Source organism: Rahnella sp. CG8 (genome assembly GCF_023701875.1).
In the GTDB taxonomy this organism is placed as follows: Bacteria; Pseudomonadota; Gammaproteobacteria; order Enterobacterales; family Enterobacteriaceae; genus Rahnella; species Rahnella aceris.
In genome coordinates, this window is the sequence record NZ_JABAED010000014.1 from 64,863 (window position 1) to 89,806 (window position 24,944).

At 54.4% G+C, this 24,944-nt stretch carries 13 protein-coding genes and 1 pseudogene; 8 read left to right on the plus strand and 6 right to left on the minus strand.

Going from position 1 to position 24,944, the window contains the following annotated elements; translation table 11 throughout:
* Positions 1–110: 110 nt before the first annotated feature.
* The 3 genes from sppA (at position 111) to pncA (ending at position 3,778) form a co-directional block, all read left to right on the plus strand.
* Positions 111–1,964: a signal peptide peptidase SppA gene (gene sppA, locus HGO41_RS14580; RefSeq protein WP_217243683.1), complete on the plus strand. Its 1,854-nt coding sequence runs from the start codon at positions 111–113 to the stop codon at positions 1,962–1,964.
* 157 nt (positions 1,965–2,121) lie between these two features.
* Complete coding sequence (gene ansA / locus HGO41_RS14585; RefSeq protein ID WP_013575366.1) at positions 2,122–3,135, plus strand: asparaginase; 1,014 nt, start codon at positions 2,122–2,124, stop codon at positions 3,133–3,135.
* Between the two features lie 13 nt (positions 3,136–3,148).
* Positions 3,149–3,778 carry a bifunctional nicotinamidase/pyrazinamidase gene (gene pncA / locus HGO41_RS14590; RefSeq protein ID WP_013575365.1) on the plus strand — a complete coding sequence of 210 codons (630 nt, stop codon included), beginning with the start codon at positions 3,149–3,151 and terminating at the stop codon, positions 3,776–3,778.
* 76 nt (positions 3,779–3,854) lie between these two features.
* Here the strand turns inward: pncA and HGO41_RS14595 are convergent, their stop codons facing one another.
* Positions 3,855–4,127, minus strand: a complete 273-nt coding sequence (locus HGO41_RS14595) for a YeaC family protein (RefSeq protein WP_015689892.1) — start codon at positions 4,125–4,127, stop codon at positions 3,855–3,857.
* A 95-nt stretch (positions 4,128–4,222) separates the two neighbouring features.
* Entirely contained in the window at positions 4,223–4,636 is a 414-nt protein-coding gene (gene msrB / locus HGO41_RS14600) for a peptide-methionine (R)-S-oxide reductase MsrB (RefSeq protein WP_013575363.1), read from the minus strand.
* A gap of 349 nt (positions 4,637–4,985) precedes the next feature.
* Here msrB and gapA point away from each other — a divergent pair, with 349 nt between their 5' ends.
* On the plus strand, positions 4,986–5,984 hold the full coding sequence (gene gapA / locus HGO41_RS14605; protein ID WP_013575362.1) for a glyceraldehyde-3-phosphate dehydrogenase: 999 nt from the start codon (positions 4,986–4,988) through the stop codon (positions 5,982–5,984).
* A gap of 166 nt (positions 5,985–6,150) precedes the next feature.
* The gene (locus HGO41_RS14610) at positions 6,151–7,020 is read left to right on the plus strand and encodes a D-hexose-6-phosphate mutarotase (RefSeq protein WP_112152462.1); all 870 of its coding nucleotides are present in this window, start codon (positions 6,151–6,153) and stop codon (positions 7,018–7,020) included.
* Between the two features lie 237 nt (positions 7,021–7,257).
* Here HGO41_RS14610 and HGO41_RS14615 read toward each other — a convergent pair whose 3' ends face one another.
* Together HGO41_RS14615 and HGO41_RS14620 are read right to left on the minus strand one after the other, a co-directional pair.
* Positions 7,258–8,112: an aldo/keto reductase gene (locus HGO41_RS14615; RefSeq protein WP_250981165.1), complete on the minus strand. Its 855-nt coding sequence runs from the start codon at positions 8,110–8,112 to the stop codon at positions 7,258–7,260.
* 130 nt (positions 8,113–8,242) lie between these two features.
* The gene (locus HGO41_RS14620) at positions 8,243–8,992 is read right to left on the minus strand and encodes a MipA/OmpV family protein (protein ID WP_013575359.1); all 750 of its coding nucleotides are present in this window, start codon (positions 8,990–8,992) and stop codon (positions 8,243–8,245) included.
* 605 nt (positions 8,993–9,597) lie between these two features.
* On the opposite strand from HGO41_RS14620, the gene yeaG reads away from it, so the two are divergent.
* From yeaG to HGO41_RS14635, 3 genes and pseudogenes are all read left to right on the plus strand, one after another.
* Positions 9,598–11,532: a protein kinase YeaG gene (gene yeaG / locus HGO41_RS14625; protein ID WP_013575358.1), complete on the plus strand. Its 1,935-nt coding sequence runs from the start codon at positions 9,598–9,600 to the stop codon at positions 11,530–11,532.
* A gap of 34 nt (positions 11,533–11,566) precedes the next feature.
* A complete protein-coding gene (locus HGO41_RS14630; RefSeq protein WP_013575357.1) occupies positions 11,567–12,841 on the plus strand; it encodes a YeaH/YhbH family protein in 1,275 nt (424 codons plus the stop codon).
* A 285-nt stretch (positions 12,842–13,126) separates the two neighbouring features.
* Positions 13,127–13,335 (plus strand): annotated as a pseudogene (locus HGO41_RS14635) (integrase core domain-containing protein); the annotation flags it as partial.
* Positions 13,336–13,494: 159 nt separating this feature from the next.
* Here the strand turns inward: HGO41_RS14635 and HGO41_RS14640 are convergent.
* Positions 13,495–13,719: a hypothetical protein gene (locus tag HGO41_RS14640; RefSeq protein WP_173362071.1), complete on the minus strand. Its 225-nt coding sequence runs from the start codon at positions 13,717–13,719 to the stop codon at positions 13,495–13,497.
* Positions 13,720–13,721: 2 nt separating this feature from the next.
* Positions 13,722–24,932 (minus strand): hemagglutinin repeat-containing protein, encoded by an 11,211-nt coding sequence (locus HGO41_RS14645; protein ID WP_250981166.1) that lies wholly within the window; start codon positions 24,930–24,932, stop codon positions 13,722–13,724.
* Positions 24,933–24,944: the final 12 nt, after the last annotated feature.

Sequence of the window (24,944 nt, forward strand, 5' to 3'; positions counted from 1 at the left end):
AACTGGCTTTCAGATAATGCATCACTGCCAAACTCTGACATGATTTAAAGCTGACATTTTTCTGGCGGGTCATTAGGATAGCGGGACTTATCTGTCTTGTTGGAGAGACCATGCGCACATTGTGGCGAATTATCGCCGTTTTTTTTAAGTGGACCTGGCGTCTTCTTAATTTCGTCAGAGAATTCATTCTCAACGTATTCCTTATTCTCATTATTCTGGCTGGTGTTGGCATCTGGTATGCCGTGCAGGACAAGCCTGTCGAAACGACCCAAGGTGCACTGCTGGTTGATCTCAGCGGCTCAGTGGTCGACAAGCCTTCCGTCAATAATAAAGTCCGTCAGTGGGGCCGCGAATTGCTGGGCACGTCGAGCAGCCGCTTGCAGGAGAACTCGCTGTTTGATCTCGTCGAGACCATCCGCTCCGCTAAAGACGACAAAAACGTTACCGGGATTGTGTTACAGCTGACCGATTTCACCGGCACCGACCAGTCTTCACTGCAGTACATCGGTAAAGCGCTGCGTGAATTCCGCGATGCAGGCAAACCGGTTTACGCCATCGGCGACAGCTATAACCAGTCACAATATTATCTGGCCAGTTACGCCAACAAAATCTATCTGTCGCCGCAGGGCGCGGTCGATCTTCACGGTTTTGCCACTAACAATCTGTATTACAAATCCCTGCTGGATAAGCTGAAAGTCACCACCAATATCTTCCGCGTCGGAACCTATAAATCTGCCGTTGAGCCATTGATCCGTGATGATATGTCTCCTGACGCCCGTGAGGCAGACAGCCGCTGGATTGGCGGATTGTGGACCAACTATCTCAATACCGTGTCAGCCAACCGTCAGATCACGCCCGAACAACTGTTCCCGGGTGCGGCGGGCGTGCTGGCGGGTATGCAGGCAACCGGCGGTGATATGGCGCAATATGCGCTGAAAGCCAAGCTGGTTGATGCACTGGCGTCACGCACCGAAGCCGACAACGAGATGGTGAAAGCCTTTGGCTGGAACAAAGACACCAAAGACTTTAATTACACCAGCATTTACGATTATTCGCCGAAGCCAAAACCGGACAACAACGATCCGCAAATCGCGGTGATCTTTGCCACCGGTGCAATTAACGACGGTGAAGAACAACCGGGCGCAGTCGGTGGCGACACCACGGCACAGCAAATTCGTGATGCCCGTCTGGATCCGAAAGTGAAAGCGATTGTCTTGCGCGTTAACAGCCCGGGCGGCAGCGTCAGTGCTTCTGAAGTGATCCGTTCCGAACTCGCGGCTGCGAAAGCCGCAGGCAAACCGGTTGTGGTTTCAATGGGCGGTATGGCGGCATCCGGCGGTTACTGGATTTCAACACCAGCCAACTACATCATCGCCAGCCCGAGCACCCTCACCGGCTCCATCGGTATCTTTGGTGTAATCAACACGTACCAGAACACGCTCGATTACGCGGGTGTGCATACTGACGGCGTGGCAACGTCACCGCTGGCGGATATCGCTTCCACCAAAGCGCTGCCGCCGGAGTTCTCGCAGATGATGCAACTCAATATCGAGAACGGTTATAAAACCTTCCTCGGTCTGGTTGCCGATTCACGCCACAAAACGCCTGAGCAGATCGACCAGATCGCCCAGGGCCACGTGTGGATCGGGTCTGATGCCAAAGCCAATGGCCTGGTTGATGAGCTGGGTGATTTCGATGACGCTGTGAAGAAAGCCGCTGAACTGGCCAAACTGCCAAAATGGCAACTGAACTGGTATGTCAGCGAGCCAAGCCTGAGCGACCTGGTATTCTCGCAGGTCAGCGCATCGGTCCACGCTATGTTGCCAGCGGCAATCCAGGCGTATCTGCCTGCGCCGGTGAGCAAAATGGCCATGGCGCTGAAATCACAGGCTGACCTGTTCAGCAATATGAACGATCCTCAGAACCGTTACGCACTCTGCCTGACCTGTGGTGATGTGAAGTAACGTTCCGTTTTGGGATAATGTGGGATAAAGAATCGCCTTAATGCACAGCCCGGAGCTTCTTGCTGAGAACTCCGGGCTTTTTTAGGGTGGGACGTCAGCCACGAAGCCTTTATACTTAGCGCAGTTGCTTTCACCTTTCTAAAAAAGAACATCTTCGATGACTAAAAAATCTATTTACGTTGCCTATACCGGCGGCACAATCGGTATGCAGCGTTCTGAACAGGGTTACATTCCGGTGTCCGGCCATTTACAACGTCAGCTGGCGCTGATGCCTGAATTCCATCGCCCTGAGATGCCTGAATTTACCATTCAGGAATACGCGCCTCTGATGGATTCCTCCGACATGACGCCGGAAGACTGGCAGCACATCGCCGACGATATTCAGGCGCATTACGACGACTACGACGGCTTTGTTATCCTGCACGGCACCGACACCATGGCATTCACCGCTTCTGCACTGTCGTTCATGCTGGAAAATCTGAGCAAACCGGTGATTGTGACAGGGTCACAGATTCCGCTTGAAGCGTTGCGTTCTGATGGTCAGATCAACCTGCTGAACTCGCTGTATATCGCCGCGAATCATCCGGTCAACGAAGTCACCCTGTTCTTCAACAACCGTCTGTATCGCGGCAACCGCAGCACCAAAGCGCACGCAGATGGTTTCGATGCCTTTGCGTCACCGAACCTTTCGCCTCTGCTGGAAGCCGGGATCCACATCCGCCGACTTTCCACGCCGTCACTGCCTGAAGTGCCTGCGGCGAAGCTGAAAGTGCATCACATCACGCCACAACCGATCGGCGTGGTAACGATCTACCCGGGCATTTCCGCCGAAGTGGTACAAAACTTCCTGATGCAACCGGTAAAAGCGCTGATCCTGCGCTCCTACGGTGTCGGTAACGCCCCGCAAAAAGGCGACCTGCTGAAAGTGCTGAAAGACGCATCTGAGCGCGGCATTGTGGTGGTTAATCTGACGCAATGTATTTCAGGGCGCGTCAACATGGGCGGCTATGCCACCGGCAACGCCCTCGCCCATTCCGGCGTGATCAGCGGGTTTGATATGACCGTGGAAGCGGCACTGACCAAGTTGCATTATCTGCTCAGCCAGTCACACACTCCCGAGGAAATCCGCGAACTGATGCAGCAAAACCTGCGCGGCGAACTCACCGAATAAATAAGAGGGCGATATGAAATCTGCTTTGTTGCTGGTCGATCTGCAAAATGATTTTTGTCGCAGCGGCGCGCTGGCCGTGACTGACGGCGACGCCACGATTGCGGTTGCCAATAAGATGATGACATGGTGTAAAAGCCATGACATCGCCGTGGTGGCATCGCAGGACTGGCATCCGGCGGGACATCGCAGCTTTGCGGTGAATTCCCACGCGGAGCCCTGGACGTCGGGCGAACTGAACGGTCTGCCGCAAGTCTGGTGGCCGGTTCACTGCGTTCAGCGTGAACCGGGCGCTGAATTTCACCCGGGGCTGAATCTGCCGCAGGTGGATTTTGTGGTGCAGAAAGGCACCAATCCTGACATCGACAGCTACAGTGCGTTTTTCGATAACGGACATCGCGCTGCTACGATGCTCAATGACTGGCTGAAAGCGGCGCAGATTACACATGTGTATGTGATGGGGCTGGCGACGGATTACTGTGTGAAATTCACGGTGCTGGATGCGCTGGAGCAAGGTTATCAGGTGACACTGCTGACCGACGGTTGCCGTGGCGTCAATCTGCAACCCGAAGACAGTGCTGAAGCGGTTGAAGCGATGCGTAAAGCAGGGGCAAAAATCAGTACCTCTGAGGCAGTAACAGGCTGAATTTGTCTTCCCGTCTGACTTGATAAAGGCGCTTCAGCGCCTTTATCAGCAAACAGCACTTTCGCAACCCGCCCACTTACTCCGGCTTCAGTTTAATCAGCGTATCCTGCGTAAATTGCTGTTTCAGTTCCTGCTTGCTTTTGGTGACAATCTGCCCGTCCGTGCCAATGCTCATGTGCTGGGCATCAACATTGTGACGCGACTGATACAGCATCACGGCCTGCAGGCTGTGCTCTTTCTGTTCCGGCGTCAGCGCGACACCGTCCGGCCACTTTCCGAGTTCAACTGCCTGCGCGAGACGTGCGTAAATTTCCGGCGTCATTACATCAATAAGTTGATTAATTTCCATCTGAGCACCTTGTGTTCATCTGTATTATTCAAACGGTTTTGAATAATAGCTGAATCGATTTTGTCGGTAAAATTACATCACCATTTTCTTGCGAACTAACCGCGGGTTTTATTGCCACTTTTGCCATCAGTAAAGCTCATTGAGGCAGAGTTTATGCAGTAACGTTCACCTGTCGGTTTCGGGCCATCCGGGAAAACATGCCCCAGATGAGCTTCACAGCGGGAGCAGCGGATTTCGACACGCGCCATTTTATGCGAATTATCAGTGAGATATTTGATCGCATCAGGGTTAACTGGCTGATAAAAACTTGGCCAGCCACAGCCGGAATCGTATTTGGTATCGGAGTAGAACAACGCTGACTCGCAGACCACGCAATGATAAATCCCTTCGCGGCGGTTGTGCAGCAACTTTCCGGAGAACGGAGGTTCTGTTCCGTGCTCCTGCGTGACATAACGTTGAATTTCAGTGAGTTGGTCAAGTGTAGGGGAAGATTTGGCTTCAATGCTCATGATTCTCGTTCTCTGACGAATATAAAAATCAACTTAAATAACAGTTTATAATAACAAAAAATTAACAACGAGTCTGCCCGTTTTGTCCTAAACTGTATGGCATCAGCGTTAGCCAGCTTGCAACTTGTGATGGCGATCACACTCCTGATCTTCCGGCTCTTTATATTCTGTTTTTCGCCCCCATGTGGTTGTGAGCCGATTTAAAAACGGAACGTGCAATAAGCGAGCAAGAGTAGGTCGTCGCTTTGACTTACAGCAATAATTGACACGATTCCGCTTGACGCTCAGCAAGGTTTTTGTAATTTTACAACCAACCTTTTATTCACTAAAAAAATAGCTGGTGGAATATATGACTATCAAAGTAGGTATCAACGGTTTTGGCCGTATCGGTCGCATTGTTTTCCGTGCTGCTCAAGAACGTTCTGACATTGAGATCGTAGCAATCAACGATCTGTTGGACGCGGACTACATGGCATACATGCTGAAGTACGACTCAACTCATGGTCGTTTCAACGGTACTGTTGAAGTTAAAGACGGTCACCTGGTTGTTAACGGCAAAACCATCCGTGTTACCGCTGAGCGTGACCCAGCTAACCTGAAATGGAATGAAGTTAACGTTGACGTTGTAGCTGAAGCTACTGGTCTGTTCCTGGATGATGCGACTGCTCGTAAGCACATCACTGCAGGCGCTAAGAAAGTTGTTCTGACTGGTCCTTCTAAAGACAACACCCCAATGTTCGTTATGGGTGTTAACCATAAAGAATACGCAGGTCAGGAAATCGTTTCTAACGCATCTTGCACCACTAACTGCCTGGCACCACTGGCTAAAGTTATCAACGACAACTTCGGTATCGTTGAAGCACTGATGACCACTGTTCATGCAACTACCGCAACTCAGAAAACCGTTGATGGCCCGTCTCACAAAGACTGGCGCGGCGGCCGCGGCGCATCCCAGAACATCATCCCTTCTTCTACCGGTGCTGCTAAAGCAGTAGGTAAAGTTATCCCAGCTCTGAACGGTAAACTGACGGGTATGGCGTTCCGCGTTCCTACTCCTAACGTTTCTGTTGTTGACCTGACTGCACGTCTGGAAAAACCAGCGTCTTACAAAGAAATCTGCGCAGTAATCAAAGCAGCTTCTGAAGCAGGCGATCTGAAAGGCGTTCTAGGCTACACCGAAGACGACGTAGTATCTACCGACTTCAACGGCGAAAAACTGACTTCCGTATTCGATGCGAAAGCAGGTATCGCGCTGAACGACAACTTTGTGAAACTGGTTTCCTGGTACGACAACGAAACTGGCTATTCAAACAAAGTATTGGATCTGATCGCTCACGTTTCCAAATAATTGGTTATGTGAATGAACTGATTGAAGGGCGACGCAAGTCGCCCTTTTGCTTTCTGTCGGATGCACTTTTTTATCAGCACATGAGTGCGATCAAACAGACGGGTTTGGTTCATGTGTAGTCTTGGTTCAAAATCGTAATTGTTTAACCCTGACAGGATTTTAGATAATGACAGAACAACTCTTTTCTCTTCCGATCGTAAACCAAATCTCTACCTCCGTTAGCCAGCGTCTTGTCGACGAACTGCCGGTACTCGTGGTGACTCATCCGAAAGTCCGTGCTGCCATTGCCCTGCAAGGTGCACATCTGTTGGCATGGCAACCTGAAGGCGAAGAGCCGGTGCTATGGATGAGCAGTGCCAGCGCGTTCAAAGAAGGCGTTGCGATTCGTGGCGGTATCCCTATCTGCTGGCCGTGGTTTGGTCCGGCGGGCAAACCCTCACACGGTTTTGCACGTAACGTTGCGTGGGAACTGACTGACCACAAAGAAACTGACGAAAATGTGGTACTGACCTTAACGCTGAAAAGCTCCCCTGAAACACTGGAATTCTGGCCGCATGCATTCACGCTGACGGCACGCTTCACGCTCGGGGCAACCTGCCACATCGAGCTGGAATCAACCGGTGATTTCGAAGCCAACAGCGCCCTGCACACCTATTTCAACATTGGCGACATCGCCGATGTCACTATTAAAGGCCTGGGCAACAGCTTTATTGATAAAGTCGATGGCGCAAAAACCAAGCAGGAAGACGGTGATCTGACCTTCACGGGCCAGACTGACCGCATCTACACCCAGCCGCAAGCCACCAGCGAAATCGTTGATCCGGTTCTGAAACGTACGCTGGTTGTCGCACATGAAAATAACGCCGATGTGGTGGCCTGGAATCCGGGTTCTGCACTGTCGGTGAGCATGGCTGATATGCCGGATGACGGATATAAAACCATGGTGTGCGTTGAAACGGCGCAAGTTTCCCATACACACACCTCTACGCATGCCGCGCCAGCGCGTCTGGCAGTGACCTTCTCTGTCCGTAAATAACCGGTTTAGGTTTGCAGCAAAGATGACAAAGGGGCCAGATGGCCTAATGCTGGTCACTTAAGGAAATGAGGCCCGTGAATTTGGGCCTTCAATGAAGAAAAATAGCGCTACAAGCCTGATTCCTTCATTATCCTTTGAAGCACAAAAATGAATTTGTATTCATAAAAATGCTTAAGTGACCGGCATTAGCCAGATGGCCCCTTTTTATCGTCTGATGACCGATGTGAATGATTGACTTCAAACCATATCCAGCGGCGTTTTATGATTCGGTGCCGGGAATACTGTGTCAATTCGTGCTATTTCATCGGCCGTCAGGCTGAGCGTCAGCGCCACCGCATTATCTTTCACGTGCTGCGGTTGTACCGCTTTAGGAATAGCGATCACGTTACCGGTGCGCGTTACCCAGGCCAGAGCAATCTGCGCGCTGCTGACACCCCGAGCGTTGGCGATTTCCTGCATCACCGGTGCAGTCAGGACGTCGTGACGTAACTTGCCGGCCTGCGCCAGCGGGCAATAGGCCATAACGGGAACGCTGTGCTCCTCACACCATGGCAGCAGGTCAAACTCAATGCCACGGGCTGCCGCGTGATACAGCACCTGATTGGTCATGCATGCATTGCCTCCGGGGATTTTCCACAGCGCCTGCATATCGTCAGTATCAAGATTAGAGACACCCCAGCGCCGGATTTTGCCGGATTGCTGCAATTTTTCCATCGCCGCGACAGTGTCATGTAGCGGAATCGAACCACGCCAGTGCAACAAATACAGGTCTAGACAATCTGTTTTTAAACGCTTCAGACTTTGCTCACAGGCGGCGATCGCTTTCGCGCCACCGGCATGATGCGGATACACTTTTGACACCAGAAACACGTCATCACGCCGCCCGGATATCGCTTCACCGACCACCCTTTCCGCACCGCCATCCGCGTACATTTCTGCAGTGTCGATCAGCGTCATACCGGCATCCAGCCCTTGCTGCAAGGCCTTCACTTCGGCACGGAGATCACTGTTCCGTTCCCCCATATACCAGGTACCTTGTCCGATTGCGGGTACTGTCGTGCCATCAGGCAATTGCACGGTCTTCGCTTTCATCTGTTTCCTCCGGTTGGGTCATAGCTGAAAAGTTAATTCGATTCTTTGAAAATTTACTGATCTATAAATGTGCAAATGGGGCGATACGCCCCACTAATGTGCAATATGTTCACCATGATGGTGCATTGCCTCAGAAGGTGTAAGTCACACCCGTCCACAACACGCCAGTCCAGTTATTTTCGATGATCGGGCTGTCGGTCACTTCACTGGACAGACGCAGGTAGCGACCGGTCACGAACCCTTGCCATGCTGGCGTGAAGTTATATTTTGCGGAGACTTCAACATACGGGCTGAAGCTGTCGTTCGGGGAATAGCTATGGAAGCCACTGCGACGGGATTCGTCTTTGGTCACGCCATAATAATACTGGGTGAGATTCGAGCTAAACCAGGTCACACCAAAGCCCGGTACCACAGCCCAGTTAGAGCCTTTAATGGCATACAGATAAGCCAGATCAGCAGTCATGCCATTGCTGGTATCCAGCGTATCCGCATTGAAGCTGGCGCGGAGGGTACCCCACTCGGCATTATGCGAATAAGCCAGACCGGCCATCAGCGTTGAGTGACGTTTATCGAGGCGCTTCATGCGCTTATCGTCGCTGTCGCTTGGGTCAAAGCTCAACGGGAAATAGCTGGCGGTGACGCTCAGTTTGTTGGCGTCATCATTCCACAGGTAATAGCCCGCCATCAGGGTGTGAAAATAGAAATCATCATTGTCGTAATTGATGATCGGTACCGGGTATACGTGGTCATTATTACCACGGTACGGATCCGGAGCGACCAGCGCAGATGCACCCGCCTGCCAGGTTCCCGCCACGGCAGCATGACTGCAAAGCACTGCCGCGCTAACGATGGACAGTGTTTTTAGATTGATCATTTTCATTGTCTTAATTCCATTAAGTAAAAAAACGTCGCTAGTGTAAATGAACCTTAAACGTCACGCTTAGCAATTCTGGGTCTATAAAAAGACATATCCAGAAAAACCGGGGCGATCGCACAATTTAACTGCAAAATATGAAATAAAAATGACTAAAGAAACAACTTCCGCTCTGCAGGGCACGTCCTGTAAGGCTTTTCAGAGCATTCCGCACAACTGAGTCATTGATATGACTTAAAAAACGCCAAAACCAGAGAGGAAATTTTCTTAATGCCAAACTACGCTTATAAATAGATGAAAGACTTAGCCTGAACGGTTGCCCGTCCCACCGAATAAAGACAGTTCTCAAACCATCGAGATTGTCGCTTTCCAAGGGGTTTTGCAAGTTGGCATAAGGGTTGCTGTATTTCAGGTGGGAGATCTTTCTTCCGGGAGCGCTGAAAAAAGCTCTCATTAACCTGTGCGTTACCCGAATCATTGGAATTGCAGCAAGGCGGCAAGTGAATGATTCCCGATGAGCTTACACAGTTAAGTGACCCGGGTGAACAAGCGAAGCCAACGAAGGTGCGGTTCCAAAGACGAAGGGTAAAATAACGAAGGACGGGCATCGTATGAACATATTTGACCATTATCGCCAGCGCTATGAGGCTGCCAAGGACGAAGAGTTCACACTGCAGGAATTTCTTACCATTGCACGGCAAGATCGCAGTGCTTATGTCAATGCGGCGGAACGTCTGTTGATGGCAATCGGTGAACCAGCGATGGTAGATACCGCGCTTGAACCACGCCTGTCGCGTTTATTCTCGAACCGTGTTGTTGCACGTTACCCTGCATTTGAAGAATTTTACGGCATGGAAGAGGCTATCGAACAGATTGTCTCCTACCTGAAACACGCCGCGCAGGGTCTGGAAGAAAAGAAACAAATCCTTTATTTACTGGGCCCGGTGGGTGGCGGTAAATCGTCACTGGCCGAACGGCTGAAATCCCTGATGCAACGTGTACCGATTTACGTGCTGAGCGCCAACGGCGAACGCAGCCCGGTAAACGACCATCCGCTGTGCCTGTTCAATCCGCAGGAAGATGCGCATATTCTGGAAAAAGAATACAACATTCCTCCGCGCTATCTCGGCACCATCATGTCGCCATGGGCGGCAAAACGTCTGCATGAATTCGGGGGGGACATCACGAAGTTTAAAGTCGTGAAAGTCTGGCCGTCGATTCTCGAACAAATCGCCATCGCCAAAACGGAACCGGGCGACGAAAACAACCAGGACATCTCCGCACTGGTCGGGAAAGTGGATATCCGTAAACTGGAAAACCACGCGCAAAATGATCCGGATGCTTACGGTTATTCCGGTGCTTTATGCCGCGCAAACCAGGGTGTGATGGAATTCGTTGAGATGTTTAAGGCACCGATTAAGGTGCTGCACCCGTTACTGACGGCGACACAGGAAGGTAACTATAACGGTACCGAAGGGATCTCCGCCCTGCCGTTCAACGGCATTATTCTGGCGCACTCCAACGAATCTGAATGGGTGACGTTCCGTAACAACAAGAATAATGAAGCGTTCCTTGACCGTGTGTACATCGTGAAAGTGCCTTATTGCCTGCGCGTGTCTGAAGAGATGAAAATCTACGACAAGCTGCTCAGCAACAGTGAACTCTCGCATGCTCCTTGTGCACCGGGAACTCTGGAAACGCTCGCGCGCTTCTCGATTCTCTCGCGCCTGAAAACGCCTGAAAACTCCAGCAGTTATTCCAAAATGCGGGTGTATGACGGTGAAAGCCTGAAAGATACCGACCCGAAAGCCAAGTCCTATCAGGAATACCGCGATTATGCGGGTGTGGATGAAGGCATGAACGGGCTGTCGACGCGCTTTGCGTTTAAAATTCTCTCCCGTGTTTTCAACTTTGACCATGTGGAAGTGGCTGCCAACCCGGTGCATTTGTTCTACGTGCTGGAACAGCAAATCGAGCGCGAACAGTTCCCGCAGGACATCGCTGAAAAATATCTGGAGCACCTGAAAGGCTATCTGATCCCGAAATACGCTGAGTTTATCGGCAAAGAGATCCAGACTGCTTATCTGGAATCCTATTCAGAATACGGACAAAACATTTTCGACCGTTATGTTACCTACGCTGACTTCTGGATCCAGGATCAGGAATACCGCGATCCGGATACCGGTCAACTGTTTGACCGTGAATCGCTGAATGCCGAGCTGGAAAAAATCGAAAAACCGGCCGGGATCAGCAATCCAAAAGATTTCCGTAACGAAATCGTCAACTTCGTGCTGCGTGCCCGCGCCAATAACAGCGGCCGCAATCCAAACTGGACCAGTTACGAAAAACTGCGCACGGTCATTGAGAAAAAAATGTTCTCAAATACCGAGGAATTACTGCCAGTTATCTCGTTTAACGCCAAGACGTCGACAGATGAACAGAAAAAACATGATGATTTTGTCGACAGAATGATGGAGAAAGGATACACACGCAAACAGGTACGCCTGCTGTGTGAATGGTACCTGCGCGTAAGAAAATCCTCGTAACAGAAGATCGTTGGCAACGTCGTTTGGGGGAAATATGACGTATTTTATTGACCGTCGGCTGAATGGCAAGAATAAAAGCGCGGTGAACCGCCAGCGCTTTTTGCGCCGCTATAAGTCGCAAATCAAACAGTCGATTGCCGAGGCCATCAACAAGCGTTCGGTTACCGACGTGGATAGCGGGGAATCCGTTTCGATCCCCAATTCCGATATCAACGAGCCCATGTTTCATCAGGGTCGCGGTGGCTTGCGCCACCGTGTTCATCCCGGCAACGATCACTTTGTGCAGAATGACCGCATCGAACGACCGCAGGGGGGCGGTGGCGGCGGCAGTGGTCAGGGCGATGCCAGCAAGGATGGTGAAGGCGAAGATGAGTTTTCATTCCAGATTTCAAAGGACGAATATCTCGATCTGCTGTTTGAAGATCTGGCGCTGCCAAACCTGAGAAAAAACCAGCATAAACAGCTGAATGAATTTAAAACCCACCGCTCCGGTTACACGTCTAATGGCGTACCGGCCAATATCAGTGTGGTGCGCTCTTTGCAAAACTCGCTGGCCCGCCGCACGGCGATGACAGCGGGTAAAAAACGCGAGCTGCGTGAGCTGGAATCGACGCTGACCGAGGTCGAGCACAGCGAACCAGCACAATTACTGGAAGAAGAACGGCTGCGTAAAGAGATTGCTGAGCTGCGGGCAAAAATCGCCAAAACGCCGTTCATCGATACCTTTGATTTGCGCTACCGTAACTATGAACGTCGCCCCGAGCCTTCGAGCCAGGCGGTGATGTTCTGTCTGATGGATGTCTCCGGTTCGATGGATCAGGCAACCAAAGACATGGCCAAACGTTTCTATATCCTGCTCTATCTGTTCCTGAGCCGGACGTATAAGAACGTCGACGTGGTCTATATCCGTCACCATACACAGGCTAAAGAAGTGGATGAACAGGAGTTCTTCTACTCGCAGGAAACCGGCGGGACCATCGTTTCGAGTGCACTGAAACTGATGGATGAAGTCATTCAGGAACGCTACGACCCGGCGCAGTGGAATATTTACGCCGCGCAGGCCTCCGATGGCGATAACTGGGCTGACGACTCCCCGCTCTGCCATCAGCTTCTGGCACAGAAGATCCTGCCGATGGTGCGTTATTACAGCTATATCGAAATCACCCGCCGCGCCCACCAGACGCTGTGGCGTGAATACGAAGTGCTACAGGAGAAATTCGATAATTTCGCCATGCAGCATATCCGTGAACAGGAAGATATTTATCCGGTATTCAGGGAGCTGTTTCATAAGCAGGTTCAGGATCATTAATGTTTAGTCTTTAAAAACAGCCGGTTAAGTTACTTTTACTGGCTTTTTCCCTTCACTTTTGAGTGCATATTCCCTTTCAATGAGATCAATAAATTACTCTTCGTTTTGGTGAAGATTTTCTTTCCATACGTCCAAACTATACCGTTTCATATGACGCAACAGCACAGTGAGTAAAATAATTTATTGATTAAAAAAGTAAATATCACCATTTATGAACGTATTTATTGGCAAATCATTTCAAAAGTGATGAGCATGCGAAAATAAAGTTACTAAGGACTTCTCTCCGGCATGCCTGCAGATAACCCATTGATCGAATCGTTCAATGGCAATCTGAGGAATGCCTGAATATCCACTCGTTCCTGTCGATCGAGAATGCGCAAGAAAAGCTCGATCGCTGGCGGAAGGAACATAACCATGATGGGCCACATTCCTCGTTAAATAACCAGACTCCGGCAGAATTTATCCGAAGCCTGCAAACAGGCCCGGATCTTTGATTTATCCTGGCACAGATATTGGGAAGGGATCAGAAACCGGAAATCTCAAAAAGTGCGTGGAACTAAAACTGGTGTGCTTACACTTACAGAATGGGTGCAAAAACACCGGCGCAAGGCCGGTGTCGATAGTGCCTGACCAATGTAGGTATTTTGAAGAGACTACATCTGTCGAATATCAGATAAAAATTCATGAAACTCTTTTTCTGTCATCTCAAACTCTGGCCCTTCGACCATTGCAATTAGTGACAGCAACGCAAAATCTAACTTTTTCGTGAGTGAAAAACTTGGATCTTGATAAATATCAAGTGCCTCTTTTGATATTTTAAAAATATCAAACCCATCCGCAACTATTCTTTCAAGCCTATCAGCCACTACGTCTTCCATGCTCATTGCTGCCCCCAATTCTTTAGTTCTGCTCCGGTCGGAGGGTAGTGCTGAGCATCAACCGATTGGCCATTAATACTTTTCGGGTGGACACGGATTACCTCCCCTGAATGATCATAGCTTTCCATCCACTGCCTCGTACTGCCCGTTTTAGGATCAAACTCTGTAACAAAAGAAGCCCCCCGAGTAGGGCCTTCCGTTCTGGCTGGAACCTCTTGTGTGTAGTAACGAATGCGGCCATCAGGCAGTGTTTTAGTGACCGCTGCTGTCTCTTGAGCTTTTTGTAGTCCTGATAGTTTCGCTCTCAATGCAGCTTGGGCATTTGCACTTGTGGCTTCAGTAGCTACAACTTCTCCCGTCGTAGCAGTTGCTTTTGCACCCACATCGGCAGTAACTGACGTCGCTTTTCCTACTCCGCCAATCCCCGCCGCGCCCACCTGCGTCAGGCCGTAAATCCCTTCCGAGTACTGTGGAGAGACTCCCAACCCTTCCAGCAAATACGCACCGCTGGTTTTCTGGTTGACACCAGACAGGAAGGTGTTAAAGCCTGCATTAGCCGTATCTATCCCTGAGGCTGCCAGATAACCGCCTGCCAGGCAAGCTACACCCGCGGTGGTCGTGCATATTGCTGCCCCACCCACCGCCTGGAGTTCCCCGGCGGTAAATTGCGTCAGGCCACCTAAACGCGTCCCCACACCGTAGTGGGATAGCGCATCCCCGGTTTGATCACTAACCGAATACCCGAACATCGGCAAACTGGCGCTGGCATAGCTGCCCATTGCGTAGATCAGCTGGTTACCGCTCTGTGATGCCAGTACTGTACGCTCACTGGCATACGCATCACTGTTACCTAACTGCTCCAGCGCCTGCGCTTTCACATAATCCGGAGAACCTTCCGCAAACTCAGCGGAACATTTCACCAACGCACAGGCCGCCGCTTTCAGACGCGCTTCTTTATCTTTATCCCCACCGGACAATTGCTGGATCCGGGCTACTTCATCCGGGTGTAACTGGCGGTTATAGCGTTCAGCATCCAGTGAGACGGCTGCGCCGGACTGTGCACCGGTCGTTCCGCCAATAATTCCGCCAATTGCACTACCACTTAACGTGGCGGCCCACTGGGTGATAGCCCCTCTTTCATTGCGGTCCAGTTGTGTGTTGTTACTCAGATAAGTATCGACCATCTGACTAAACGCTTCGCTGCTCATCCCGGCCAACCCGCCGGCCAGCGCATTGCCGCCGCCGAAACTCGCCTGGATTGCACCTATCACACCGTGGATCGCGGCTTTTTCGGGGCTATTCGGTCCCCAGCCCATCGCCTCACCAAGATCACCGGCAGCTGAGTTCGCCATCTGCCCGAACACCGCCGCCAGTTCCTGTTGCTCGGCAATTTTCTTCTCATCGAAAATCTTATCGATATGACCATTGGCGTTGTCGGTATCGCGGCTTAGCCCTGCAATATCCTGCGTCTGCTTCTCACTGTCTCGGATGACGATACTGCCCGCAGCAATGGCCGATTGCGTTGTACCTGAAGCGTCACCGCTGCTCTTAACACCAATAACAGGGACAACGCCGCCGCCGTTAACCCGCTCGCCTTTATTATTTTTTTCCGATGAAAAGCCACCGGCAAGCCCCTGGCTACTGGCACTGTACTGCGCTTCGTTATTGATATCGCTCCAACCCAACGAACCGGTATCAAGCAGGTTCTTATCGGCTGTTGCAGTGCTCGCTATGACTGCACCACCCAGTTGGGTATGGTTGCCTACCGTAATATCGAACCCTTTATCCCCGGCAAACAACCCGCTTTGCTCACCAACGCTTGCGTAGTCGCTGTCGGTTTTGCTCTTATTAATACTCAGTGAGGCTGAACCGGTCATTGACCCGAAAGTGAAACTGGCGCCGCCACTCACGCTTTTCTGCTGGCTGTGGTACTCGTCAGTATCCTGCAGGCTGGTTATCGTCAGGTCGCGACCCACCTCAGCAGTGATTTTTTCACCCAACACCTGCGCACCGGAAATAACCGTATCCCGTCCGCTGCTCAGGCTAAGCCCATCACTGGCGTTGACCCGCGTATTAACATATTCGGTACTCTTACCGTCAGCCGTTCCTTTTGACTGGTAACCGCTGGCCGACACGCCAATTCCCGTCTCCTGACCCAGCGATATATGCACACCGACATTCCAGCCGCTGCTGTTATTCTTACTGGTTTGCTCGGTGTTGTTCGATGCGGCATCCAGCAGCAGATCATTCTGCGCCACAAGAGTGACATTATTGCCTGTCACACCGCTGCCGCTGATATGAAGATCACCGCTGGTACCTTTGTTACCCGTAGCCACCAGCGTGGTATTTCCGCCTGCGCTGAGGGTGCTGCCGCGTACCTGATTTTGTGTAGAACTGGATTCAGATGAGCTTTTACTCGAACCTACGCTGAGTTCCACCTTCACGGCGTTCAGATTGCCCTGGGCTACATCAGTCGCCATGGAAGAGGCACCCGCGACAGCTATCCATGCGTTATCTGCCGCCTGCACGGCATACAGCGTTTTCAGCCGTTCGTCGCTGACCTCCCCACTTCGTTTGAGTGTGCTGTTCGCTGCAAGAATGGCATCGGTCACCGGGCTGGACACTGACAATGTCAGACCGCTCTTTTTCTGTTCGTAACTCTCTTTACGTCTCAACAGATCGTTACCGGGGTCAACCACAATTTCGCCCGCGACAACGTTCAGGTTTTTATCGGCAATCACATCCGCGCCGCTGATATGTGCTTTTTCACCCGCGATAATATTTGCGTTACCGCCGGTTGAACCAATAGTGCTGACACTCTGACTCTGAGTGGTACCCTCTTCATTGAGCTGATGTCGCGATTGTGCGCTGCCGATGGTTACACCAAAACCTCCCGTGCCCATCAGCCCGCTTTTTTTAGTCTCGCTCAGGCGGTAGCTGGAACTGGTATCGGTGGCTGCAAGGATATTGACATTTTTCCCCGCTTTCAGCGTCACATCCCCGTCACCGACCACGGACGAGCCTTTCACCGTCAGGTCTTGTCCGGCAACAATTGACACCTTGTCGCCACTCAGCTGCGAGGCTTTCTCTGTGGTGGCATAGTCCTCAGCGACCGTGTGCGTGGTCGTGCCGGAGAACAGGTGTTTCTTGGTTTTGGTTTTTTCGTCGTAGCTGTACTGGCTTTCCTGTGCGGTGGTGATATTCACATCCCGCCCGGCGTTCAGGGCCAGGTCGCCGGTGGCCTGTACTTGCGCGGCCTGTGTCGTAATGTCGCGCCCGGCGGCAATGCTGGTGCTTCCGCCGCTGACCACCGCTGTCCCTTCCTGCCCGACATTTTCACGGATACTCACGCTTTTACTGCCGTGGGTTTCACTGTAGGTGCTGGTCTGCTGCGCGTTCAGGTTGACGTCGCGACCGGCGCTGAGTGAGGCGTTGAGGTCGGCGGTCAGTTGCGCCGCCTGCGAGTTAAGGTCGCGCCCGGCGCTGAGCGTCAGGTCACCGCCGCTGCTCACCACCGTGCGGGTGGCGTTGTTGCTGTCAGCCTGATTTTTGCCGCTGGTCTGATGGCTGCTCTTGTCCATCGTGTTGAGGTTGATGTCATTGACTGCCGCCAGCGTGGCGTCGCCTTTGGCGGTGACGGCGCTGCCCGCCACGGTCAGGTCGTGCCCCGCGCTGGCCGATAAATTACCGCCCGCGCTGACCGTGCTGGCCTGGCTGTCGGTGGTCTGCGCGCTGCTTTTTGCCGTGGTATTGCTGGTGCTGAGCGCGTTGCCGGTGATGCTGATGTCGTTCAGCGCCACCAGTTGCAGGTCGCTGCCCGCCGTGAGCCGGGCGCCGGTGTTGTTGATGTCGTGACCGGCGGTAAGCGAGAGCCCGTCAGTGGCCGAGATACCGGCCACGTCGCCGGTCTGGGTCTGGCTGAAGGTCAGCTGAGACGTTTTGCTTTTGCTGGTGGTCGGCGCGGCCGTCCACTGCTGCGCCTGCGTAACGTTGTTAATATCGCCGCTGACCGAGGCCAGTGCCACGGTCTGTCCGCTAATCGAAGAACCGATATTATTGATATCGCCCAGCGCGCTCAGTTGCAGGCTGCCGTTAGAGGCAATCAGCCCGGCGTTAAGGTTATCCAGCGAGCTGCTGCTTTTTGCTGCCAGTTGCGTCCGGGCCTGCAGGGTACTGCCCGCGTTGACGATATGCCCGGCGTCGAGATTGACGGTGTTCCCGGAAATCACGCTGCCGGTCACCGAGTGGGTGTCGTTGGCAGAAAGATAGAGTTTAGGGGCCAGAACCGTCTGGCCGTTGACGGTGGTTTTTTCCCACCAGACGATGCTTTTGGTCAGCGCAGCGACCTGTTCAGGTGACAGGCTGACGCCCAGTTGCAGGCCCAGACCGGCCTGCTGTTCGGCGGCGTTATCAATCAGATACTGCATCTGCGCGAGGTCTGACCCTGTGCCGCCGACGTAGCGCTGCCCGGTCTGACTGAGCACGGCGTTATCGACATAACGGGTATCGAAGGCGGCATCGCCGAGGAATTTGTAGTCGTAATCCGGCGTCAGCTTCAGCCGGTCCATAAAGTAGGCCGAGCCGAGGAACTTGCTCTCGTCGGTATAGACGGGTGCCGTTTCAATGCGCGGGTTGGACGGCGTGCCGGGCTGAACCGCAGGATGGACAACCTGACCTGCCACCGGCGTTGCAGAAAAGGCCGCAGAGGTCAGGCCGGTACCACCCGGGGTGGCCTGTTTGCCCACGGCAGATATCGCAGACGTCGGTCGCGCAAGGTAATCGTTCAGCGCATTGAACAGTGACGGATCGGTTTTACCGATCCCGCCAAGTTGCGGGTTGGTGGTGATCAGATACGGGCTGGAAGGATCCTGACTCGCCACAAACAAACCGTTATTGCCGGTCGGCAGCGGGTAATCCGTCAGTGCAGCGCCCTGATTGCCGATTTGCTTTAACGCATCGGTGACGGAATTGTTCCACTGTACCGAGCCGACGGTCAGGTTTTGTGCGGATGCCAGTTGTTTACTTTGCGAACCGCTGACCTGTTGCAGGCCCGACGTGCCGTTCAGAGACGGGGCGCTTATCGCATGGGATAAACCGCCTGCGTTAGCGGAGGTCGTGGTATTGCTGATGTTATTGCTGAAACTGGCGTTAACTGCCCCACCGGCCTGAATAACTGAGCGGAGGCCTTCGCCGGTGCTGAGGGTTTCGTAAGTTGCGCCGTTCGCTAACTGATAGGTAACTTTAGTATTGGTATCGGCATCAACGTAATAGCAGTTGCCACAGTCAGGGTCAAAGTAAGCTAAGCCGTGGAGTTTATCGAAGCTCTCAGTGGCTGTAACGCCCGTATATTTATAGGTCAGATATTCATTTTGGACGCCATTCTCATAAGACTGATTATTCAAAGAACTGCCGGACAGGGTGATGTTTCCCCCGGCCAAAATATTGCTGGCGATATTATCTACATTACTGGCTGCAATATTTAAATCGCGGTTTGAAGCAATACGCCCCGCGCCTCCTGAGGCGGTAGCATTAACGGTTGAGGTACTGACCAGATATTTCTTTTCTGCAGCCGTCGCTTTCGGCGCAAGGTAAAAATGGTCATCAACGGAACCGTTACCTTGTCCCATACTTCCGCCAGTTCTGACCGATACCGTGTAATAACCGAGGTCGCTTTCGTTGAGATCCCCTAATCTCATGGTCACGGAGCTTTGCCCCAACCATGACGGCGCATCCACCGGCGTTTGAGAGGAACCGGACACACTCAACCCGTCCCGCTGATTCAGCAGATGGCCGGTGTTGATGGTGATATCGCCGTTGGTGGTTTCGATATCCCCCGACGTGTTGACCACTTCACTGTTGGCGTTGCCCGCCGCGTCCCGCTGCAGCCACAGGCTGTTGCCTGCCAGAATATCGCCGTAGTTATTGTGAATACTGTCGGCCAGCAACTGCATGTTGTTACCGGCGTACAGCAGCGCGCTGTTCGTCAGTTGGCCGCCAGCGGACATCACCACGTTGCCTGCCCCGCCGACAAAGCCGCTGTTGTTAAGCACACCACGGCTGGCGAGGCGGATATCCCCGCCGGACTGTACGCTGCCGCTGCCGTTGAGCTGGATGTTGCTGGCGTCCACGCCCACCGTACCGCCGCCACCGCGCAACTGACCGCTGTTGGTAAAGTTGCCCGTGGAACTGAGCTGGATGCCGTTGCCCTGCAAGGTGCCGAGCACGTTCAGGTCGCCCTGCGTGCTGAGGTTGAGGTTCTGCCCCGCTGCCAGCGTGCCGGTCTGGGTGAAGCCCGAACCGAGTTGCAGCGTCATATCCCCCAGCGCCAGCAGGCTGCCCGCCTGATTCAGCACCGGTGTCACCAGCGTCAGGTTGCCTGCGCTGTAAAGTCTGCCGCCCGCCTGGTTGTCGGCGTTCTGAACGTTAAGCCCCAGTGACTGGCTGCCCAATACTGTGCCGGTGTTATGCAGTTCGTTACCGGTCAGCGTCAGCCGGTCGCCCTGAAGCTGGCCCTGATTGGTCATCTGCGTGACGTTCAGTGCGCTGTCGCCCTGTCCGGTCAGCGTACCGCTGTTGTTGAGCGTGCCGCCGGTCATGGTGAGGCCCTGTGCCTGCAGCGTGCCGCTGTTGGTCAGCACCGGTGCAGACACTGTCAGCCTGCCGCCGGTCAGTAAGGTGCCCTGGTTGTTGAGATTACCGGTGAGGGTCAGATGAGTGACGCCGTCGCCCTGCATCTGGCCCTGATTGAGCAGCGTCTGTGCGCCCAAATCTAACGTCCCCTGACTGCGTACGGTGCCGCCGCTCAGGTTGGTGATGCCGTTTTGTACCGTACCCTGCAGGCTTTGCTCGCCCTGTAACTGCCCGGTGTTGCTAATACTGTTGGTGGTGAGCGTCAGGTTACCGGCCTGAAGAGTGCCGCTGTTAGCAATATTCCCGGCGTTCAGCGTGGCGGTGCCGCCGCTGAGTAATGTGCCGCCCTGCTGAACCTGAAGTTGCCCGCTGAGCGTGGCCGCAAGCGCGCTGACACCGCTGATGCCGCCGCTGCTGGTCAGCGCACCGCCGGTCAGGGTGAGATTATCCGCCGACCAGTTCCCCTGATTATTCAGGTTCGCCGCCTGCAAAATAGCCAGACCGGTTGAGATGATTTTGCCCTGCGCCTGCGTGTTGAGCGCACCGGTAAGAGTAAGCTCCGCGCGCGAGGCGGTCTGGATCGCGCCGTTAAGATCTAACTGACCGGCGTGTACATCGGCGCTGTCGGCCTGCCAGTTGCCGTTGTTGGTGACGTGCGCGGCGGTGACGGTGAGTGCGCCCTGCGTCAGCATCTTGCCGGACGTGGCGTTGGTTAAATCCTGCTGCAACTGCGCCGTCAGGCCCTTCAGGCCAATCAGGTTGCCGCTGTTGTCCGCGTTGTTCGCCGTAAGCGCCAGCGTGTCGCCCTGGATCTGTCCTGTGTTGCTGACGTGGTCAGCCGTCACCGTGGCGGTTTTATCGCTGAGCAACTGGCCACTGTTTTCCAGCGTGGCGGCGTTCACCGTGACGTTGCCAGATGAGAGCAGGCTGCCGCCGTTATTGAGGTCACCCTGCATCTGCGCGTTCAGGCCATTCGTGCCTAATGCCGTGCCGCCGTTGGTCAGGCTGTTGCCGGTCAGACTAAGCTGGCTGCCCTGTAGCCTGCCCTGATTTTGCGTATCGCCTGCCTGCACACCCAGCGTGCCGCCGGACAATAACTGCCCCTGCGCACCGTTGGTTAAGGTGCTGGCGGTGAGCGTGGTACCGCCGTTGCCCTGCATCAGCCCGTTGTTGCTGATACCCGTGGCATTCACGCCTACGGTTTGTGCCAGAAGCTGGCCGTTGTTGATCACAACCGGTGCCGTCACGGTCAGACCATTACCCGCAGATATCACGCCGGTGCCCTGATTGGTCAGACTGCCGGTGACATTCACGCCGACGTTACCGCCCGACACGTTGCCCTGATTGACCAGCGTCTGGCCTTCCAGCGTCATCTGGTTCTGCGCAGACAGGCTGCCCCGCTGCTGCAAGGTACCGGCTTTCACATGCAGGCCGCCGTCGGCGGTGATGGCACCGCTGTTGGTCAGCGAGGTGGCCGTGATATCCACATTGTCCGCGCCCAGCGCCGCGCCGCTGGTCAGCGTACCGGCCTGCACCGTCAGCGTGCCCGGTGTCACCAGTTTCCCGGCCAGATCGGCTTTTTCAGACGCACTGATCCCCAGCGCGTTTTTACCCTGCGTCTGCGAGCCGTTGCCGGTGGTGAGCTGTTGCGTGGTCAGCGCCGCGTTGCCGTCGGCGGAGAGAAAACCCTTTAAGTTTGCGGTATCCGCACTGAGGTTCACATCGCCCTGGCTGGACTGTACCGATCCTGCGCGGGTGGTCAGCGCGGTGGCGTTAAGTGTTGTACCCTGCGTGCCGGTCAGCGTGCCGCCCAGATCTGCCTGGGCGGTGTTGAGCGTCAACTGACCATCGGCCAGTAAGATTGCCGCATCACCGTTGGTCACGTCGTCCGCGGTCAGCGCTAAGTCGCCGCGGGTGCCGGTCAGCCCCTGATTATTGAACTGACTGAGGGTCAGCGTCTGGTCACCGCCGGACTGCGCCGTGCCGTTGTTATTGAAGGTGTCGCCGTCAAGCCGTTGCGTGCCGAGGGACTGCAGCAGGCCGTTATTGGTCAGGGTGCCGAAGCTGAACTGGCCGTTGCGGTTGGCGGCCAGCGTGCCGCCGTTGCTGAAATCGTGTGCGGTAAAGTTCAGGTCACGTCCGGCAATCAGGCTGCCGGACCACTGCCCGCCGCTGGCAACCGTGGCCTGCACGTCATTTTGTGCCGAGGTTTTACCACCCTGTGCGGCATTAAGCCGGTCAGCGGTGATCGAAAGAGTATTGCCCGCGCTGATGGTACCGTCGAGCTGCTGCTGGCGGGCGGATAACTGCATATCTCCCGTGGAGGCCAGTGAACCGGTGCCGGTCACCTGCAATGTGCCGCCACCGGCTTTCAGCGTGTTGCCGTCGAGCGCACCGGCCAGCGTGGCGCTGCCGGTTGCCGTCAGGGATAAATCTTTATCGCTGTGAACGGAACCCAGCGCCCCGACGGACAGATCCGTAGCGTTCAGGCCCACGTTGCCGTTGGTCGACAACTGGCCGCCAAGCGCCTGCTGCGCAGCATTGAGCTGAATATCGCCAAGGCTGGTGATCAGCGAGTTTTGCCCGGCGTTCAGGGAAGTGCTGTTGAGCGTCAGGCCATTTTTGCCGGTCAGCGTGCCGTCGACAATCATCTGACCGCCGCCGATGTTCAGCCGGTCACCGGCAAACAGCGAGCCCTGTTCACCCACGGTCATCTGGTCAGCAACCTGCAACCCCAGCCCCTGCTGCGAACCGATCAGCCCCTGATTGCTGAGGGTGCTGGCAGTAATATCTTGTTCGCCGCCGGACTGCATTTTGCCGCTGTTGTTCAGTTCGCTGGCGTTCAGGATCTGTGTACCCCGCGCCTGTATCAGGCCGCCGTTGGTCAGTTTTTGCGTGGTGAGCTGCGTGTTGCCGCTGGCGGCCAGCGTGCCGTTGTTGGTCATGTCGCCCGCACTGACGCCCAGATTACCGCCCGCCGTCAGGCTGCCGTCCCACACGCCGTTATTACCCGCCTCCGCCTGCACATTCCCGACAGCGTAAAGCTTAGCGCTGCTGGCCGAACTCAATGAGCCGCTGCTGAGCCGCAGGTTTTGTCCGGCGCGGACGTTCCCGCCGAACATCGCACTGTTCTGCACGCCGATATCCGCATCGGTACCGGACTGAATCTGCGACCCTGCGAGGGTGGAAAGTTGCCCGAAACGCCCGGTCAGTTGATTGTCGCTCGATAACAATCCGCCAAGCTGAGTCTCTCCGGCAGTAAGGGTCAGGGCACCGCTGGCCTGTACCACCCCGCTGTTATCCAGCGTTGTCGCCTGAAGATCTTGCGTCCCCTGTGCCTGCAGCGTGCCGGTATTGGTCAGCCGCTGCGTGGTGATACGGGCGTTTCCGTTTGCGGCGATCAGTCCGTTATTGGTGAGATATCCGGCGTTCAGTTGGAGATCTTTCCCCGCCGTCAGCTTGCCCTGCCACTGGCTGCCATTACCGGCAGTAGCATGAATATTGCCTGCCGCAGACACCTGCGCGGTATTGCCTGAATTGAGCTGGTCAGCGGCCAGGGTCATATTGCCGCCGCTGGTCACCTGGCTCCCCTGAACGGCCAGTTGCCCCTGGCTGTTGAGCGCCATATCGCCGCCCGATTGCTGGGTGCCGTTAAGGGCGATGGCCTGCGCATTCGCCGTCAGCTTGCCGGTGGAAGTCGCATTACTTAGCGTCAGCTTGCCGCTGGCATCAATCTGCATATCGCCAACCGAGGCGTTCAGGTTGCCGAGGTTGACCCCGACGCCCTTGTCGCTGGAAACCAGATGAATGCGGTTGGCGTACATGCCGCCGAGTGCGCCGGTGTCAATCGCCACCGCCGGTACGCCTGCGCCGGATATCGGCGTGGCATTGCCCTGCGCATCGACACGGTTGGCACCCAGGGTGACGTTCAGGTCTCTGGCGTACAGCCCGGCGTTAATCTGCGCGGCGCGGGAAATCAGTGAAAAAGAATCGCTCGTGCGGGCATCCAGCCCCTGACCTTCAACGGTGATCGCGCCCTGCGTGACCTCGAGGGATTGCAGCGAGCCGTCCGCATTCAGCACCGGCCTGCCGGTGGTCAGCGTGGCGTTAGGGGTGTTGAGGAAGCCGCAGCCGTTACAGGTGATGCCGTAAGGGTTGGCGACCATGACGTTCGCGGCTTTACCGGCGACTTCCATGTAGCCGTTAAGCTGTGAAGGGTTCGACGACACCACTTCGTTAATGATGCCCTTCGCTTCCTGACCTGCCGTAAGATTGGGGTTGTTCTGTATCAGCCCGCCCAACTGAGTCTGGGTCAGTTTGCCGGTGGCGTTGTTGAGAATGAGGCCCTGCTGGCCGACGTTGAAATCGTTGTATTTATTATGCGAAATCCCGGCCTGATTCGGGGTGGCGATGTTCACCACCGGCACGCCGTTACCCGCCTGATCGGTGCGGGTGTTGCCTTCGGCTACCGTGATACCCGCCGCAAATGCAGGCATCACCGGTTGCCAGACCAGCCAGCCCATCAGCCCGTAGGCCAGCGCTTTACGCCATAACGCGACCGGTTGCTCTGTGATCGATTTCATCGCCGAATTCCT